A 12,858-nucleotide genomic window follows, 5' to 3' on the forward strand; every position below is an offset into this window, starting at 1 on the left:
ACGACATGAAAATCACTCCTGGAGTGTTGCAGACGCTCGGCACGGCCTTCAAGACCGCCTATCAATCAGGCGTCGGCCTCGTTGCCGACACGTCGATCGACGACATCGCCATGACCGTAACCAGCACGACCTCGCAGAACGAGTACGGTTGGCTTGGCGAAGTGCCCGACATGCGCGAATGGATCGGTGACCGCGTCATCAACCAGTTCGAAGGTCACGGTTACACGATCAAGAACAAGGATTGGGAACAGACCGTTGGCGTCAAGCGCAACGATATCCTGGACGACAATCTTGGTCTCTATACGACCAAATTCCGGGCGATGGGCCGCGCGACTGCTGCGCACCCGCCCAAGCTTGCTTACGGCCTGTTGAAGGACGGGTTCGCCACCGAGTGCTATGATGGCCAGTATTTCTTCGACACTGACCATGCCGTCCTCGATGCGAACGGCGATCCGCAGTCCAAAGCCAATTTCGTCGATGGAGCGTTTGCGCCTTGGTTCCTCTTGGACACCGCCCATGAGGTCATGCCGATCGTGTTTCAGGATCGGCAGAAACCCATGTTCATGTCCAAGGACAAGCCGGACGACGACAACGTCTTTTACCGCAAGGAATATCACTACGGCGTCGATGCACGGTACAACGTAGGCTTCGGCCTGTGGCAGCTATGCTTTGCATCGAAAGCCGAGTTGACCACGGCCAATTTCGCGGCGCTGTTCGCGATGATGGAAGGTCAGTTGGGCGATTACGACAGGCCGCTGGGAACCACACCGAAAGTTCTGCTGGTTCCGCCGGTCTATCGCGAGAAGGGCTTGCAGATCACCAACGCCGACAAAGACGAGAACGGCGCTTCGAACGTCTGGAAAGGCACTGTGCAGCTCAAGGTGTCGCCATGGCTCGCCTGATGTACGTCCGCGTCAAATCGCAGCGGCCTCTGCGCCGCAGGGCTGGGTTCGCCTTCACTCGCGAGGTCAAAGAGCTTCAGCGCGAAGCCTTCGGGCAGGACGAGATCGCCGCGATCGAGAAGCTGCTCGCCCTCGTAGGCGATCCCGTTCTCGATGTCGTGCTGGTGCAGGCCGATGGCAGCGAGCAGCGGCTTACTACCGAGGAAGCCGACGCGCTGCGCACGTTCGTCGCCGCGCAGAAATCGGCGACTGCCCCGGACGAGGAAAAGGCCGAGGCCAACGCCTTGCTCGAGCAGCTGCTCTCCTCGGGCGATGATGAAACAGAATTGCAGCCTCCCAGCGGGGCGACTGGCAACGCGGAGGGCGATGCATCGGCCTCTGGCGCGCCGGGCGCTTCGGGGGATGCATCGGACAGTGAAGATGCATCGCTTACCCCCCCTGGGACAGAACCGTCTTCGGCGGATGGTTCTGCGCATTCCCGCCAGGTGGCGGACGAACCGGCAGCCGATCGGAAGGCCGGTGCGGACGAACAGAACACGGCCGAAGCCACGCCCGCGAAGCCGCGCGGCAGGGCCAAGGCCACCGATGCGACTGTGAAGTAAGGCCCCTTGCTGCCTTGCCTCATGTGAACCTTGCGGGCGGCGGGGGCCTTTCAGCCATTCCGAACCGCCGCCCGCCCTCTTTTGACCTCTGACGAAAGGATGACTGCGCCGTGCCCCTCTTCGCCGATCTTGCAGCCATGCAGGCCCGTTTCGAGGAGCGCGACCTCATCCAGCTCAGCGACGCCGGGAACACCGGCGCGATCGTCGCCAGCGTCATCGAGGACAAGCTCTCCAGCGCCGATGCGCTGATCATCAGCTATGTCGCCGCGCGACACGGCGATGCGGCGGCGCTGGCGGGCAATGCGCTGCTGACCGACATTGCCTGCGACTATGCCTTTTCGCTCCTGTGGCGCTCCGATCCGCCCGAATGGGTGCTAATGCGCCGCAAGGATGCGGTTCGGCGTCTGGAGGACATCTCCAAGGGCGTGATCAAGCTGGACAGCGGCACCGAGGAAGCCGCGCCGCGTCCCGGCCAGATCCGGATCACCAGCGATCCCCAGCGCCTCTCGCGCACCAGCCTGGAAGGATACTGACATGGCGGGCGCGGCATTCCAGCTGACCGCCGCTGGCGACCATCGCATCGAGCTGGCCCTGGGCGGCCTGGTCGAGGCGTTCGGCGACCTGACGCCACTGATGGAAGGCTTTGGCCTGACGCTCGAAAGCGGCGTGACCGATCGTTTCGATACGGAGACGGCGCCAAACGGGTCGAAATGGGAGCGATCCCAGCGCGTAAAGAAACACGGCGGGAAGACACTGACGCTCAGCGCCCAGCTACGCAGCTCGATGCATTCGATCGCCAGCTCCACCCGCGTCGAGACCGGCACCAACAAGGTCTATGCCGGGGTTCACAATGACGGTTTCGACGGCACTGTGACCGTGCCCACCCATAGCCGCACGATCGACGAAGCCTTTGGCCGCCCGCTGCGCGCGCCCATTACCTTCACCGTGCAGAGCTTCGAACGCGCGATGCACATGCCGCAGCGCCAGTTCCTCGGTCTGTCGTCCGAAGACGAGGCCGAGCTGCTCGCGCAGGCTGAGGACTATGCCCGCGATGCATGGGGACCGGAGGCATGAGCCAGATTGCCGAACTCGTGTTGGGATGGATCTTCTGCGCTTTCATCGTGTTCCACGTAGCGCTGAGGGCCTTTAACTACTTTCGCAATCGCCAGTGGAAATCGGACCTGACGTTTACGGTTCTGGCAATGCTCGTAGCACCTTTGACGATCATGGTGGCCTTCGCCTTCACTATCGCTATCCCGCTGGGGCGGCGCAGATGACTGTGCTTTCGCTTATCCTCCAGGCGCTCGCCGGGCTGCTGCTCGCCGATTTCCTGACCGGTGTCTTTCACTGGCTGGAAGACCGCTATGGCCGCGAAAGCTGGCCGGTGCTTGGGCCGCTGGTGATCGCGCCGAATCGGCTGCACCATGAACAGCCACTGGCCTTTACGCGCAGCGGGTTCTTGTCGCGCAACTGGACATGCGCCGTCGCGGCCGGGTTGATCGGGCTTCCCCTGCTTGCGGTCTCCGGACCCTCGATATGGCTGGCCATGGCCTTTGTCTTCGGCGCACTGGCCAATGAGTTCCACTTCTGGTCGCATTGCCCAGACCGGGCGCCGACGATCGCGCATATGCTGCGCGCGATCGGGCTGATGCAGCCGCGCGGCCACCATGCGCGCCACCATGCCGCGCCGCACGATCGCTGCTATTGCGTGCTCACGACCTGGCTCAATCCTCTGCTCGATCATATCGGCCTGTGGAGCCGGCTGGAACGGCTGCTGCCGAAGCGGTGGCAGGCATGATCGCGGCGATCGAGCTGGGCATCCTGGCGGTGCTGAAGGCAGCGGGCGACGCCGATGTGCTCGGCTATAAATACGTGGAGCGGGATACCTTCCCCGACGAATTCGAGCAGTATCTGGAGAGCGTTCCCAACTTGCGCACGCCCGCCGCCTGGGTGGCGTTCCTGGGCATGGATCAGTTCCAGGACGCGGGCGATGACAGCGGCCCGTCCGCACGCCTTCGCTATGCGCTGGTGGTAGGCACCCAGAACCTGCGGAACGAGCAGCAGACACGCCATGGCGACGGTGGCCAGCCGGGCAGCTATCAACTGGCGATCGACGCGATCGCGCTGCTTTCGGACAATGATCTTTCGGCCGTGAACGAAGACATTGCCCTGCAAAAGGCGATTTCGGTGACGGGCGGGCGCCTGGTCAACCGCACGCCGCAGATGAAGAAGCAGGCCCTTTCGCTGGTGGCGATCGAGCTGGAGTGCCGGGCGGTGTTCGGCAGCTTCACCAGCGGCAATCCGGGCGACTTCAAGTCGTTCCACGCGGACTGGGATATTCCCGCCCACGGCAACGTCGCCCTGCCGCTGCCCTCGGCCAGTCCCGACGCGTCCGATCTGGTGGAGGTCCCACAATAATGCCCCTCACTACGCTTTACCGCCCCGCCGAAGGGCGCCGCGCGCTCAAGCCCGATGGCATGCCGCTGGCCGCTGCCGGAGAGGCCATCGCGCTCGACCGCTACTGGCGCCGCCTGCTGGCCGCCGGCGACATCGAGGCCGTTCCCGTTTCCAAAACCCAGACCAAATCCCGGAGCAAGACCGCGTCCGGTGAAGGGAGCCCGTCCGCATGATCTCTTTCAACACCATCCCGGCGGATATCCGCACGCCCGGCCAGCATATCGAATTCGATTCGAGCCGTGCCGTTTCCGGCCTGCCGCCGATCGAGAACCGCGTGCTGCTGATCGGGCAGATGCTTGCCACCGGCAGCGCCGATGCCCTCACGCTGCAGCCGGTGGTCGAGCCCAACCAGGCCGTGGGCCTGTTCGGCCGGGGCTCGATGCTGGCGCGCATGGCCGCCGCCTACAAGAACGTGGACCGCTACAGCGAAGTGGTGGCGATCGGGCTGGACGATGCTGAGGGTGCCACCGCCGCGACTTCCACGCTGACGGTGACCGGCCCCGCCACGGCTGCGGGTGATATCGCGCTGATGATCGCGGGCGTGCGTATTCCGGTGACGGTGGCCAATGCCGCCGCCGCCGTGACCATCGCCGCCGCGATCGCCGCCGCCGTGACCGCGGCGGCGGACCTTCCGGTAACTGCCGCCGTGGGTGATGCCCCCAACGATCACGTCGTCACGCTGACCGCGCGCAACAAGGGCGCGGCGGGCAACGAGATCGACGTGCGCCACAGCCACTATGCGGGCGAGGCGCTTCCGGCCGGCGTGGGCCTGGCGATCGTGGGCATGGCGGGCGGCGCGGGCGATCCCGACGTCGACGACGTGTGGGCGGTGATCGGCGACCAGCCTTTTCGCACCATGGTGTTCGGCCTGATTGATGCGGCCACCGCCGCCAAGATCAAGGCCGAGCTGGATGACCGCTGGGGCGAGGCGCGGATGCTGGAAAGCGTGGCCTATTGCGCCAAGCCCGGCACCCAGGGCACGCTGGCCGCGTTCGGCGCTGCGCTCAATTCGGAACTGCTGACGATCCTGGGCACGGGCCTTTCGCCCAGCTGGCCGGCAGAAGCCGCGGCGATCTATGGCGCGGTCTGCGGCTATTACACCGCGATCGATCCGGCCCGGCCGACCCAGACACTGCAGCTGACCGGACTGGTCGCCCCCAGGGTGGAAGACCAGTTCACCGGCGCCCAGCGCGAGGCGCTGCTGCACGACGGGATCGCGACCTTCGCGCCCGACACTTCGGGAACCTGCCGGATCGAGCGTTCGATCACGACGTACCAGACCGATGCCTTCGGGCTGGAGGACGTGGCCTGGCTCGATCTGGAGACGGTGACGACGCTGGGCTATCTGCGCGCCAGCCTGCGCACCCGTATCGCGCAGAAGTTCCCGCGCATGAAGCTGGCCGATGACGGCACCCGCTTCGGCGCCGGGCAGGCGATCGTAACGCCCAAGATCATCCGGGCCGAGATCATCGCGCTGTTTCGCGAATGGGAAGACGCCGGGCTGGTCGAGAACCTCGATCAGTTCATCACCGACCTGATCGTCGAGCGTTCCACCACCGACGTGAACCGCGTGAATGCGCTGGTGCCGCCCGACATCGTCAACCAGTTCCGCAGCTTCGCCGCTGCGATCCAGTTCCGGCTCTAAGCCGGTCCTGAGAGCCGCGTGAAACCCTTCTGAAAGGAGCCTGAGAAATGGCCAACAAGAATAAAGTCGTCGGCCAGGCCAAGGTCGTTATCGACGGCACAACCTATTCCACCTCGGGCGAAAGCACGATGGATATCGGCGGCCCTTCGCGCGAGGGCGTATCCGGTGACTACGAGGCCGGGGCCTTCAAGGAGACGACCAACCCGGCCAAGCTGGACACATCGCTGCTCTACAAAGCCGGTGTCAGCCTTTCCGCTATCCGCTCGATCGATGATGCTACCGTGATCCTCGATACCGATATCGGCACGCAATGGATCATGCGTAATGCCTATGTCGCTGATGTGATCAGCTTCGGCCAGGACGGCAAGGCCAAGGTCGTCTTCCAGTCCGATCCGGCGGAGGAAGTGCTGTGAGCGCGCGCCAGCAGCCCTACACGCTGAAGCACGACATCGTGCTGGAGACCCGCGATCCCGAGACCAAGGAGGAGAGGGAAGAAATCCTTCGCCCTGCCGGATCGGTCGTGATGGTCCGCCGCCCCAAGGCCAAGGACTTGCTCGTCTTCGACCAGTTCGACGGCAAGCCCATCGCCAGCGTGACCGCGCTGATCAAGCGCGTGGTGAAACTCGACGATATCGAAGTCGCTAACCTCGACGGAGAGGACTTCGACGCGCTGGGGGAGCTTGTGTCGCCGCCCGAGAAGGGTGGCCGGACAACTGGGAAGACTGCCTCGGACTGATCGCGGCCACCTTCCATTTCCCGCCTCGCGAGATCTGGAAAATGGACTGGACCGAGGCGGAAATGTGGTTGCGTCAGGCCGCCCGTTTGAGCGGCGAAGACGCTGACGGCGATGAAGACGGCGAAGGTAGCGAGTAGCCATGGCACTCAAGTTCTCGTTCATTCTGGAGGCGGTAGACCGGGCAACAGCCCCGGCGAAGCGCATCCGGAGCACATACGAGCGCCTGATTGCCGGTGTGCGAAAATGGGGCCGTGAAGTCCGGAGTAACGCGCGCGATATCGAGACCGGAGCGCGTTCGCTGGAGCATTACCAGCGCCGTGCCCAACGCCTGCGGCGAGTGGCCCTGGGCACATTCTTTCGCGCAGCGCGGATGCAGGCAGACCGGTTCGTCGTCAGCCTCAATCGCGGGATCGCCAAATTGAAGCTGCTGGAGCGTGCCGGACGCGCGGCCGGGTCTGGCCTGCGCTGGATTGGCGGCAAGGCACTTGGCCTTGCGAAATGGGGAGCGGCCGGCGCGAGTGCCTTCGCCGGATGGTCCATCTTCGACATGTTCAAGAAGGGCGGCCAGTTCGAGCAGTACCAGATCATGCTGGAAGGCATGGAGGGCTCCTCGGGAAAAGCCCGCAAGGCCATGCGCTGGGTGCAGAATTTCGCCCAGACGACACCCTATGAACTCGATCAGGTAATGGAAGCCTTCGTCGCGCTCAAGGCCTATGGCATCGATCCTTTGAACGGCTCGCTGGAATCGCTCGGAGACGGCGCATCGGGCATGAGCAAGGATCTGATGCAGGCCGTTGAGGCGCTGGCCGATGCCGTTACCGGGGAATACGAGCGCCTGAAGGAATTCGGTATCCGTGCCAGCAAGGCCGGAGACAAGGTGACGTTCACTTACCGGAAGAACGGCAAGGACATCCAGCGCACGGTCAAGGCGACCGGCGACGAGATCGAAAAGACGATCACCGGCATTTTTTCGGATCGCTTCGGCGGCGGTATGCTTCGTCAGTCGAAGACGCTGTTTGGCATCATCAGCAACTTGAAAGACCTGTGGTCGAAGTTTCAACTGATGGTCGCGGACGCGGGTATTTACGACCGCGTGAAGCGCAAGCTCGACGAATGGCGCGGGCGGCTCGATGCCATGTCGAAAGACAATCGGATGAAGGCCTGGGCGGAGCGCATTTCCGACAAACTGGAGCAGGCCTTCGACTGGGGCGTGAGGTTTGCCGAGGAAACCGACTGGGCAGCCGTCGGACGGGGCCTCGGCTCGGCGCTGGTGGCGATGACGCAACTGGTCGCATTGTTCGGCCAGGCCGTAGACAAGTACATGCGGTGGCAGGCGACCCGTGCTGCGGCGATGGCGGAAAACACCGAACAGGGCTGGTTCTCTTCCCGCCAGGCCAAGGATGATGCCCGGCGCCGGCGCAAGGCGATCGAGCGCCAGTATGGCCCGCTGACCGACAGCGGCCGGAAGGATGCCGAGGAGGCCGCGCGCAAGGGCAATACCTATCGGGTTACGCCCGGCGGCCGGGATATTCCCAAAGGCGTGCAGCCCAGTTGGCCGAACAAGAGCAAGGAAACGCCCTATCAGCGCGGTCTGCGTATCGGACAGCAGTCGGCCACCCCCACCAAGGTCGGCGGCGCGCTGGATATCAACGTCAAGGTGCAGGGCCCTGGCACCGCCCGTGTCGAGCGGGTGCAGACCGCGAACCGTGACGTGCCCATCAATGCCCGCGTCGGCAAGATCATGGGAGCACCCGCGTAATGGCATGGCGTGACGAGTATCAGCAGGGCAGCTTTCGCGGCGTCACCTTCCGCACCCAGAGCCATGAGCGGCGTGGCGGGCGGCGTGTGGCGGTGAACGAGATGCCCCGGCGCGATGAACCGGTGATCGAGGATCTCGGCCGCCGCGCCCGCGAGTTCGCGATCGAATGCCATGTGATCGGCAGCGATTACACCAGCTGGCGCGACGATCTGCTCGACGCGGTCGAGGCCGAGGGCACCGGGCTGCTGGTGCATCCCTGGTTCGGGCAGATGATGGTCGCGGTGCTGGATTATACCCAGCACGAGAATACCGACGATGGCGGCGTGGGCTGGTTCTCGCTGACGCTGATCGAAGCCGGGCAGCCTGCGCCAGCGCCCGTGGCCGTATCCGCCGGGGCCTCCGGCGCGGCCGAAGCGGACGCGGCGCTGGCAGCGGCGCCCGATGCCTTCGCGGCAGACTTCACTATCGATGGTGCGGCGGGCTGGGTGGAAGACGCCGCCGGGGAGCTGATCAGCGGCATGGCCGATGCCTCGCAGATCGCGGCCGGGCTGCGCGGCGGCGTGGGACCGGCGCTGCGGGCGTTCAACGTCGCGCTCAATTACCTGCCGGGCAACCTCTCCAGCCTCATGCGAGCGCCGCTCAATCTGGCGCATTCGGTGATCGGTCTGGTTTCGGCCGTCTCCGTGCTGGGAAACAGTTCCGGCCGGTCCACGCGCCTGGCGCCGCTGGAAATGATGCTCGACTGGGTGCCCAGCCAGCCGGTGTTCCCCCAGCGCACGCCGCAGCGCGTGATCGAGGCCACGAACCGCATGGCGCTGCTGCGCCTGTTCCGTGTCGCCAGCGCGGCCGAGCTGGTGCGTGCGGCCAGCACCATCGAATATGCCAGCTATGACGATGCCCGCGAAACCCGCGATGCGATCGGCGACCGGCTCGATGTGCTGGCGCTTGCCGCTGCCGATCGGGGCGACGATGCCACGGCCGAAACCTACGATGCACTGCGCCGCGCGCTGGCCGCCGATATCGCCGCCCAGGGCGTAAGCCTTGCCCGCGTCTATGCGCTGGAGCTGGCGGAGACCGAACCGGCACTGGTTCTGGCGCACAGGCTCTATCGCACCGACCGGCGCACCGCGACCAGCCTGGAAGAGCGCGCCGCCGGCATTGCCGATCGCAACAAGGTGCCGCACCCCGGTTTCCTACCCGGCGGCGTTTCGCTGGAACTGCTGACGGCAGAGGCGACTTCATGAGCGTCTTGCCACATCATGAAGTCGCGCTGGAGATCGGCGGTCTGGGCTATTTCGGGTGGACCGAAATTACCGTCGAGCGCGCGATCGACGCCATGGTCGGCAGCTTCGATCTCAGCCTATCCACCAAGGACAGGACCGGTGCTGAGGACTGGCCGATCGAGGACGGTGCCACGTGCCGGGTGCTGCTGGGCGGTGAGGTGCTCATCACGGGCTATATCGACGCGGTGACGCGGTTCATCGACCCCGAAAGGCGCGGCATTCGCGTGCGCGGACGGGATAAGACCATGGACCTGGTCGATTGCTCGGCCATCAACAAGCCGGGATCGTGGACGGGCCAGAAACTGGAAGCGATCGCGAAGGCGCTGGCGGCGCCCTTCGGCGTCTCGATCGAGGTCAGCGGCGATACCGGTGCCGCCTTCAAGAAGTTCGCGCTGCAGCAGGGGGAAAGCGCCTTCGCCGCGATCGAGCGCATGGCGCGCTATCGCGGCCTCGTTGCCTATTCGCCGGGAGACGGCACCGTGCGGATCGGCAGCGCTGATACCGGTGTACGCACCGGCCGGATCGAGGAAGGCGTGAACGTGAAGTCGGCCGAGGCGACCAGCGACATGTCTGGCCGCTATAGCCAGTACGTGGTCAAGGGACAGGCATCGGGAGACAATAGCCGCCACGGCAAGACCGTTTCGCAGGTCAAGGGCGAGGCCGCCGACAGCGAGGTGACGCGCTACCGCCCGCTGCTGGTGATCGGCGAGGAGCAGTCGGATACGGCCTCGTTGGTCAAGCGGGCGAAGTGGGAAGCAGCGGTCCGATCCGGCCGGGGCAAGCCGCTGTCCGTCACGGTGCCGGGCTGGCTGACCGATGAGGGCAAGGTCTGGGCACCCGGCGCCCGCGCGGCGTGCAAGATCCCCAGCTGCAAGGTCGATGGCGATCTTCTGGTCGAAAGCGTGCGCACCACGCGCAATGGCAGAGAAGGCAGCATGACCGAACTGAGACTGGTTCCGCCCGAGGCCTGGACCCAGCTTCCCGAGCCCGAGGAGAGCGCATCGTGATGGATGCCCTGGCAGGCCGTGTCCGGAACATGATTGGCCGCGCGATCGTGCGGCTGATTGACGATACCCAGCAGGCCCAGTCCCTGCAGATCGAGCTTCTGGCCGACGAAGTGCAGGACGGCGCCGAGCGGCTGCAGAACTATGGCTTTACCAGTCACCCACATCCGGGCGCGGAAGCCGTGGGCGTGTTTCCCGCCGGATTGCGCAGCCATGGCATCGTGATCGCAGTGGAGGATCGCCGCTACCGCCTGACCGGACTGGAACAGGGCGAAGTCGCAATGTTCGATGACCTGGGCAACGTGATCAAGCTGGGCCGCACGGCGATCGAGGTGACGGCGGTGGCGGACATCACTGTCACCGCTGCGGGCGACGCATCGCTTTGCGTGCAGGGCAATGCTGATCTGCAGGCGGGCGGCGATGTGAGCGTAACTGCCGAAGCCAGTGCGACCGTGACAGCGGCGAGTGTAGTGGTCGATTCTGACGATGTGCAGCTCGGCGGCGCTGGCGGCGCAGCCATTGCGCGCGTGGGCGATAGTGTGGATTTGGTCAGCGGGCTGATCCTGTCCGGCAGCGCCAAGGTCACGGCGGCATGACTGATCTCGCCCTCAACTGGAATGATGAGACTGTCTCGGCCGACCTGCTGCTTAGCGGCGGTGCGCTGGCCACCGACGATGGTCTGCGCACTACGATCCTGATCTCGCTGTTCACCGATGCGCGCGCCAGCGAGGACGCGGAACTGCCCGAGGCAGGTGATGATCGGCGCGGATGGTGGGGCGATCAGTTCGCGGCTGATGCTGGACCCGACGCCGGCAGCGCCAGTGATCGCAACCGGATCGGCTCGCTGCTCTGGCTGCTCGGCCGGGCTAAGGCGACCACTGCCAATCTCCAGCTGGCCCGTCAGGCGACAGAGGCAGCACTGGGTCATCTGGTGCGCGATGGTGTCGCCTCGCGCGTGGCCGTGGAAGTCGAATCGCAGGTGGTCGAAGGCGGCAAGCGCCGCCTGGCACTGGGCGTCGATATCTACCGGCCGAACGGCCCGGATCGCGAGCGGTATGACTTCACCTGGGAGGCTTCGCTCACATGACTTTCATCCGTCCCACTCTCTCGGAACTGATCGCGCGCGGCCGCAGCGATATCCAGACGCGTTTGCCGGGGGCCGATGCAGCTCTTCGCCATTCCGTCCTGGACGTGCTGGCCCGTGTCCACGGCGGTACGGCCAGCGGGCTCTACGGCTATCTGGACTGGCTGGCCAAGCAGCTGATGCCCGATACGGCAGAGGCTGAGTATCTTGCCCGCTGGGCCTCGATCTGGGGCATCGATCGCAAGGCTGCAACAGCGGCCACGGCCAGCGCTGCCGCGACGGGAACCAACGGTGTGACGATCCCGGCCGGAACGGAAGCACAGCGTGTCGACGGGTCGATTTATACCGTGCTGGCCGCCGTAACAATCGCGGGTGGCACGGCCACGCTCTCGCTGGAGGCCGCTGATTCCGGACCCGATGCTTCGCTTAATGCCGGCGATGAACTGACGCTGTCGAGCGCGATCGCCGGGGTCAATGCCACGATCACGGTTTCGGCCAGTACCGTCACCGGGACGGAAGAAGAAACCGATGCCAGCCTGCTGGCGCGGTTGCTCGATCGTATCCGCACGTCGCCACAGGGCGGCGCCGAACACGACTATGTCGCCTGGGCGCTGGAACAGCCCGGCGTGACGCGCGCGTGGCCTTATCGCGGATGGATGGGGGCCGGAACGGTCGGTCTCGCTTTCGTGATGGACGATCGTGAGGACATCTTCCCGCTGGAGGCCGACGTGGCGGCGGTGCAGGCCGCGCTCGACGAATTGCGGCCAGTGACGGCCGAGCTTTACGTTTTCGCGCCCACGCCCGCGCCTCAGGACATCGTGCTGCGCATCAGTCCGGATACGGCTGAAGTGCGTGCCGCGATCGAAGGGGAACTGGCCGATTTCTTCAGCCGTGAAGGTGAGCCTGGCGGCACGATCTGGTTCAGCCGCCTGAGCGAGGCGATCAGCCTGGCTGAAGGCGAATTCCAGCACGCGATCGATATTCCCGACGAGGATTTCACGGCCAATGCCGGCGAGATCCCGACGCTGGGCAGCGTGACTTTCGCATGACCTACGGGACGGCCTCCACCCCGCGCGACAATGCCGCCTATGCCCGGCAGATGAAGCAGCTGCTGCCCAAGGGGGCGGCGTGGGACTTCGCGCCGGACGGGACTTTCGCACGGCTGCTGCTGGCGCTGGCGGCCGAATTCGCACGGATCGATTCGCGCGCGCTTGACCTCATCGGGGAAGCCGATCCGCGCACCACGCTGGAACTGCTGCCCGATTGGGAGCGCGTGGCCGGCCTGCCGGACAGTTGCACCGGCGCACCGGATGAAGTGGCCGAGCGGCAGGCTGCCCTGCATCAGAAGATCGCCGGCGTCGGCGGGCAGAACAAGGCCGCCTTTAA

Annotated in this window: 18 protein-coding genes; all 18 read left to right on the forward strand. The window is 65.2% G+C overall.

The window, feature by feature from the left end; genetic code table 11:
- Positions 1–5 precede the first annotated feature (5 nt).
- The gene (locus NN5_RS12745) at positions 6–902 is read left to right on the forward strand and encodes a Mu-like prophage major head subunit gpT family protein (protein WP_067734485.1); all 897 of its coding nucleotides are present in this window, start codon (positions 6–8) and stop codon (positions 900–902) included.
- A complete protein-coding gene (locus NN5_RS12750) occupies positions 890–1,504 on the forward strand; it encodes a hypothetical protein (RefSeq protein ID WP_067734486.1) in 615 nt (204 codons plus the stop codon). The genes NN5_RS12745 and NN5_RS12750 overlap by 13 nt, the downstream gene beginning before the upstream one ends.
- A gap of 110 nt (positions 1,505–1,614) precedes the next feature.
- Positions 1,615–2,037 (forward strand): phage protein Gp36 family protein, encoded by a 423-nt coding sequence (locus NN5_RS12755; RefSeq protein WP_067734487.1) that lies wholly within the window; start codon positions 1,615–1,617, stop codon positions 2,035–2,037.
- Between the two features lies 1 nt (position 2,038).
- A complete protein-coding gene (locus NN5_RS12760; RefSeq protein ID WP_067734488.1) occupies positions 2,039–2,578 on the forward strand; it encodes a phage virion morphogenesis protein in 540 nt (179 codons plus the stop codon).
- A complete protein-coding gene (locus NN5_RS12765) occupies positions 2,575–2,781 on the forward strand; it encodes a hypothetical protein (protein ID WP_067734489.1) in 207 nt (68 codons plus the stop codon). Before NN5_RS12760 ends, NN5_RS12765 begins: the two co-directional genes overlap by 4 nt.
- Positions 2,778–3,302 (forward strand): fatty acid desaturase CarF family protein, encoded by a 525-nt coding sequence (locus tag NN5_RS12770; RefSeq protein ID WP_067734490.1) that lies wholly within the window; start codon positions 2,778–2,780, stop codon positions 3,300–3,302. Before NN5_RS12765 ends, NN5_RS12770 begins: the two co-directional genes overlap by 4 nt.
- The gene (locus NN5_RS12775; RefSeq protein ID WP_067734491.1) at positions 3,299–3,922 is read left to right on the forward strand and encodes a phage protein Gp37; all 624 of its coding nucleotides are present in this window, start codon (positions 3,299–3,301) and stop codon (positions 3,920–3,922) included. Before NN5_RS12770 ends, NN5_RS12775 begins: the two co-directional genes overlap by 4 nt.
- Entirely contained in the window at positions 3,922–4,134 is a 213-nt protein-coding gene (locus NN5_RS12780) for a DUF2635 domain-containing protein (protein ID WP_067734492.1), read from the forward strand. The genes NN5_RS12775 and NN5_RS12780 overlap by 1 nt, the downstream gene beginning before the upstream one ends.
- Complete coding sequence (locus NN5_RS12785) at positions 4,131–5,606, forward strand: phage tail sheath C-terminal domain-containing protein (RefSeq protein ID WP_067734493.1); 1,476 nt, start codon at positions 4,131–4,133, stop codon at positions 5,604–5,606. The genes NN5_RS12780 and NN5_RS12785 overlap by 4 nt, the downstream gene beginning before the upstream one ends.
- A gap of 47 nt (positions 5,607–5,653) precedes the next feature.
- A complete protein-coding gene (locus NN5_RS12790; RefSeq protein WP_067734494.1) occupies positions 5,654–6,019 on the forward strand; it encodes a phage tail tube protein in 366 nt (121 codons plus the stop codon).
- Positions 6,016–6,342 carry a hypothetical protein gene (locus NN5_RS12795; RefSeq protein WP_067734495.1) on the forward strand — a complete coding sequence of 109 codons (327 nt, stop codon included), beginning with the start codon at positions 6,016–6,018 and terminating at the stop codon, positions 6,340–6,342. Before NN5_RS12790 ends, NN5_RS12795 begins: the two co-directional genes overlap by 4 nt.
- 139 nt (positions 6,343–6,481) lie before the next feature.
- Complete coding sequence (locus tag NN5_RS12800; RefSeq protein ID WP_067734496.1) at positions 6,482–8,101, forward strand: tape measure protein; 1,620 nt, start codon at positions 6,482–6,484, stop codon at positions 8,099–8,101.
- The gene (locus NN5_RS12805) at positions 8,101–9,345 is read left to right on the forward strand and encodes a DNA circularization protein (protein ID WP_067734497.1); all 1,245 of its coding nucleotides are present in this window, start codon (positions 8,101–8,103) and stop codon (positions 9,343–9,345) included. The genes NN5_RS12800 and NN5_RS12805 overlap by 1 nt, the downstream gene beginning before the upstream one ends.
- A complete protein-coding gene (locus NN5_RS12810; protein WP_067734498.1) occupies positions 9,342–10,391 on the forward strand; it encodes a phage baseplate assembly protein in 1,050 nt (349 codons plus the stop codon). The genes NN5_RS12805 and NN5_RS12810 overlap by 4 nt, the downstream gene beginning before the upstream one ends.
- Positions 10,391–10,984 (forward strand): phage baseplate assembly protein V, encoded by a 594-nt coding sequence (locus tag NN5_RS12815; protein WP_067734499.1) that lies wholly within the window; start codon positions 10,391–10,393, stop codon positions 10,982–10,984. Before NN5_RS12810 ends, NN5_RS12815 begins: the two co-directional genes overlap by 1 nt.
- Complete coding sequence (locus NN5_RS12820) at positions 10,981–11,475, forward strand: phage GP46 family protein (RefSeq protein ID WP_067734500.1); 495 nt, start codon at positions 10,981–10,983, stop codon at positions 11,473–11,475. Before NN5_RS12815 ends, NN5_RS12820 begins: the two co-directional genes overlap by 4 nt.
- Positions 11,472–12,521: a baseplate J/gp47 family protein gene (locus tag NN5_RS12825; RefSeq protein WP_067734501.1), complete on the forward strand. Its 1,050-nt coding sequence runs from the start codon at positions 11,472–11,474 to the stop codon at positions 12,519–12,521. Before NN5_RS12820 ends, NN5_RS12825 begins: the two co-directional genes overlap by 4 nt.
- The coding region (locus NN5_RS12830; RefSeq protein ID WP_157081126.1) for a putative phage tail protein at positions 12,518–12,858 on the forward strand (341 nt) is incomplete at its 3' end. The genes NN5_RS12825 and NN5_RS12830, both read left to right, overlap by 4 nt.

The organism is Novosphingobium naphthalenivorans NBRC 102051 (assembly GCF_001590985.1).
Taxonomy (GTDB): Bacteria; Pseudomonadota; Alphaproteobacteria; order Sphingomonadales; family Sphingomonadaceae; genus Novosphingobium; species Novosphingobium naphthalenivorans.

Excerpts from the sequence above, each read along its gene's own strand:
- NN5_RS12820 (WP_067734500.1), top strand. The coding sequence starts at position 10,981 with ATGACTGATCTCGCCCTCAACTGGAATGATGAGACTGTCTCGGCCGAC.
- NN5_RS12790 (WP_067734494.1), top strand. The coding sequence starts at position 5,654 with ATGGCCAACAAGAATAAAGTCGTCGGCCAGGCCAAGGTCGTTATCGAC.
- NN5_RS12750 (WP_067734486.1), top strand. The coding sequence starts at position 890 with ATGGCTCGCCTGATGTACGTCCGCGTCAAATCGCAGCGGCCTCTGCGC.
- NN5_RS12745 (WP_067734485.1), top strand. The coding sequence starts at position 6 with ATGAAAATCACTCCTGGAGTGTTGCAGACGCTCGGCACGGCCTTCAAG.
- NN5_RS12780 (WP_067734492.1), top strand. The coding sequence starts at position 3,922 with ATGCCCCTCACTACGCTTTACCGCCCCGCCGAAGGGCGCCGCGCGCTC.
- NN5_RS12800 (WP_067734496.1), top strand. The coding sequence starts at position 6,482 with ATGGCACTCAAGTTCTCGTTCATTCTGGAGGCGGTAGACCGGGCAACA.
- NN5_RS12810 (WP_067734498.1), top strand. The coding sequence starts at position 9,342 with ATGAGCGTCTTGCCACATCATGAAGTCGCGCTGGAGATCGGCGGTCTG.
- NN5_RS12770 (WP_067734490.1), top strand. The coding sequence starts at position 2,778 with ATGACTGTGCTTTCGCTTATCCTCCAGGCGCTCGCCGGGCTGCTGCTC.
- NN5_RS12825 (WP_067734501.1), top strand. The coding sequence starts at position 11,472 with ATGACTTTCATCCGTCCCACTCTCTCGGAACTGATCGCGCGCGGCCGC.
- NN5_RS12760 (WP_067734488.1), top strand. The coding sequence starts at position 2,039 with ATGGCGGGCGCGGCATTCCAGCTGACCGCCGCTGGCGACCATCGCATC.
- NN5_RS12815 (WP_067734499.1), top strand. The coding sequence starts at position 10,391 with ATGGATGCCCTGGCAGGCCGTGTCCGGAACATGATTGGCCGCGCGATC.
- NN5_RS12805 (WP_067734497.1), top strand. The coding sequence starts at position 8,101 with ATGGCATGGCGTGACGAGTATCAGCAGGGCAGCTTTCGCGGCGTCACC.
- NN5_RS12775 (WP_067734491.1), top strand. The coding sequence starts at position 3,299 with ATGATCGCGGCGATCGAGCTGGGCATCCTGGCGGTGCTGAAGGCAGCG.
- NN5_RS12765 (WP_067734489.1), top strand. The coding sequence starts at position 2,575 with ATGAGCCAGATTGCCGAACTCGTGTTGGGATGGATCTTCTGCGCTTTC.
- NN5_RS12785 (WP_067734493.1), top strand. The coding sequence starts at position 4,131 with ATGATCTCTTTCAACACCATCCCGGCGGATATCCGCACGCCCGGCCAG.